Genomic DNA, 625 nt, shown 5'->3' on the forward strand with positions numbered 1-625 from the left:
AGGTAACCAGCAACTATAAAGGCAAGACCACGACGCTGAGTATGCCGCAGCAAGCCTTTGATGACTTGAGCCTTGAAGTGCAAATTCGCCAAGATCTATTAAATGGTAAGTTCACTGGCAATTACTACATGGCGAAAAAAGACAAAATCGAGAAGACCCCGTTTAAAAAATCTGGCAGCACCAAAATCACTGTTCCAGCGGGTACATTTGATACAGTGCGTGTCGACCGCGTCCATGATGACGACAGTCGCTCTACCAGTTTTTGGTTGGCACCAAGTTTAGACTATCTACCTGTCAAAGTCAGTCAAATCAATGATGGTAAAAAGATGGATTTAGAATTGACCAAGGTTAATTAATCCAAGCATGTAAACAGAAGCGTTGAAAGGTAATACTGCAATAAAAAAGCGGCGTCCTATTTGGAACGCCGCTTTTTTATATCTTAAGATTAATGACTAGTATTATAGCCTACTAACGAGAACGCGGTTTCTTAACGACATTATTCATTGAAGGCAGGCGTTTCAGCAAAATAAATAACCAGACATTGATGGCAAGTAACAGCACAAAGTCGGTTAAGTATACGGCGATCTCAGCCCAGCTACTGCCATAGATACGAGTAAATAACACC

1 protein-coding gene is annotated in these 625 nt (G+C 41.4%); it reads left to right on the top strand.

Annotated features, from left to right (window positions below):
• A partial coding sequence (locus ACS8FC_RS18765) for a DUF3108 domain-containing protein (RefSeq protein WP_439297902.1) occupies window positions 1-356 on the top strand: 356 nt, incomplete at its 5' end.
• Between the last annotated feature and the right edge of the window lie 269 nt (window positions 357-625).

The organism is Psychrobacter sp. 1Y4 (genome assembly GCF_051847555.1).